The sequence below is a fragment of the Sulfurovum sp. bin170 genome, from assembly GCF_010892395.1.
Taxonomy (GTDB): domain Bacteria; phylum Campylobacterota; class Campylobacteria; order Campylobacterales; family Sulfurovaceae; genus UBA1140.
In genome coordinates this window covers 1-2717 of the sequence record NZ_JAACKB010000033.1, presented here as the reverse complement: position 1 = coordinate 2717, position 2717 = coordinate 1, and the positions used below count along the sequence as shown (strand labels likewise).

The 2717-nt window shown below is 30.5% G+C and carries 2 protein-coding genes; both read left to right on the top strand.

Features of this window, described 5'->3' with window-relative positions; all coding sequences use genetic code 11:
- The first annotated feature begins 44 nt into the window (after positions 1-44).
- Positions 45-584, top strand: a complete 540-nt coding sequence (locus tag GSY74_RS00790) for an outer membrane beta-barrel protein (RefSeq protein ID WP_164663195.1) — start codon at positions 45-47, stop codon at positions 582-584.
- 14 nt (positions 585-598) lie between these two features.
- On the top strand, positions 599-2717 hold a 2119-nt coding region (locus GSY74_RS00785), incomplete at its 3' end, for a hypothetical protein (RefSeq protein ID WP_223157419.1).

The following is a 2717-nucleotide window of genomic DNA, read 5'->3' as shown; positions in this document are numbered from 1 at the left end:
TTATTCTATAAATATTTTAATCACATATAAACAGAGGAGAAACCATGGTAAAAAAAATCTTACTTATATCTATATTTCTTTCAAACTTATCATTTGCAAAAGTATATACTGATCTTAAATATACTTTATTGAACTATTCTAAGAATGGAACAGACAAAGATTTCAAAACCAATGGATACAAATTAACTTTAGGTTACATGTTTGAAGAGTTTTCATACATTGACATAGGAGTTGAGAATAGTATAGCATTCGCTACAGGTGAAAAGAGAGACTCTGTAGAGTTTAAAAATGGAACTACTTTAGAAAATGCTAGTGTAGATATAGATTTTTTATATGCAGTACATCTAAAGGCTACTGCTCCAATTATAGATATCCTCTATGGTAATCTCTATCTTGGTTGGGACAGTGCAAAAGTAGGCACATCAGCCACAAACTATACTAACTCTAGTAAATGGGAAAATAGCTTCTCTTATGGTGTTGGCTTTGAGTATTGGATACCTCTTGGTGTCTCTCTTCAACTAAACTATATGAGTTACTTTAACAATCTTAATGCCATAGAGTTTGGTTTTGGATTAAAGTATTAAAAAAGGGTATAACAATGTTTAAAAAAAATATTTATGGAATTCTGTTTTTTACACTAATATTTATTGGTTGTGGTAGTGATAGCACTGGTGGAAAATTCTCAGAATCTCTATTGACTACAGTAGCACCTACAGAAGAGACTCTTTTAGAAGACTCTTTAGAGCCTACACTTAAAACGGGTGTTTTATTAGATAGTAGTGTTTCAGGTATAAACTATAAAACATCATCAGGAGTTGATGGAACAACTAACTTAATAGGTGAATATGAGTACCATGATGGTGACTTAGTAGAGTTTCTTGTTGCTGAGGTTTCACTTGGAGAAGTAGAGGCAAAAGAGTTAATTACTACAGATGATTTTCCATATCCTCTACAAGTGGCACAGTTTTTACAAACTATTGATTATGATAACTTTACAGAGAATGGTATTCAGATAGACAAAAGAGTTCATTTGAATATACTACTAAAAAAAGATACAGTAAAAGATGATAATGGATCACTTTTTGCTAAAAGATTAAACATTGAAGATTTTGATGACTCTTTAAGAAACTCTATCTTTATAGATGAGCTTATACTCACTTCGAGGCAATCATATCGTAAAATTGTACCAACTACTGTCGCGTATAAACATAAAGAGAGAGCCGATAGACTACAAAAAATTGAAAAGAATAATATTGAGCTATATCGTGAAATAACTAATATTGAGGTAAATAGTACTTTAGAGATAAATGCTATGGAGATAAATAGTTCAATTATAATACATCCAACACTAAAACCTAGGTTAATATACTCTTTTTACAAAAAAGTATATAGAGAAAACTTAAAACTAAAATCAGAGATAGAGGAGAAGATAGAATTTTCAGATGAATTAGCTACAGAATACAGAGATAGTTATCTCAATTTAGCCAATCTGATAGTAGAAACTATACTCTATACGGAGAGTTCCCAAAAAGATTTTAAACGAAAAATTATAGATAATCTAAAAAATATATCTACAGAAAATAGTAAAATAGTAGATGCAACAGAAGAGTGTCTCTCCACTACCTCTTTTTCGGATGTAAATAAAACCAAAGAGGCTCAAAATATTATCCATTGTGCAAGTAGAGATATTATTGAGGGAGCTAACCATTTTATATCAAATAGTATAAATAATCAAAAAAAGGCTAAAGAGAGAGAAGTGGCAATTGCATATCTTGACCTATATTTATCTTGTGATAGTCAAGATAAAAAGTGTCTTCTTGAACGATTTGAGAACAACACTACTATAGATAGTCAACTATGGTATGCTACAAGTAAAAATGAAATATATGATAGTGACACACCACTACTCTATAGCGGTGCAAAAGAGATTATCAATAACTATATAACCAAAATATCAAAACTTGTGGATACTATATCCGAAGGTCTACCAAGCGATAGTTTTTTAAATAGAGTAGATACAGATAATATCAAGAGAGTCTCCATCGAAGCCCAACCAATAAAGCTAGAGTCATGGGATGAGACTAATATACTATGGACATCCATAAATATTGATAATAGAGCAGGAGCGGATATTAATATCACATCCTTTGAACCAAAGATTATTATAGGGGATAAAGAGATTGCACTACCTAATAGCCGTCTATATACAGCACTAGATCAAAGTTATGCCGCAACAAATAGTGCTATGAATATTATAGTGCCTATATTCATTGATAATCAAACTATATTACAAGAAGAGAATACCAAGCTTTTGCTAGATATTTATTATCTAGCAAATGACGATACATTCCAAGCTACTTCTAAAACTCTCGTAGATTTTAATTTCAGCCAATTATCAAGTGATACTGAATTAACTCAATTTAATAAAGATGCTATCTCTCTATCTAAAAGTATGGGCGTAACAGAGGAGAGAGAGAGATTTTTTCTTCCTACTGTAAAACTAGGATTCGATAAGTTAGATAGAGATAGTCTCGAATGGATAGTTGAACCAAATGATATAAGTATAGTAGCAGATGATGATGGTCTATATGTATATCCTATTTTAAAATCTGAAAAGAAGTTTGAGACTAAATTCTTTAAAGTTTCAAATAGATTAGACCCTTATTCCAAATCAACTATATTTGTACTAAATATTATTGAAAAAAAGAAAAAAGTAA

Excerpts from the sequence above, each read along its gene's own strand:
- GSY74_RS00790 (WP_164663195.1), top strand. The coding sequence starts at position 45 with ATGGTAAAAAAAATCTTACTTATATCTATATTTCTTTCAAACTTATCA.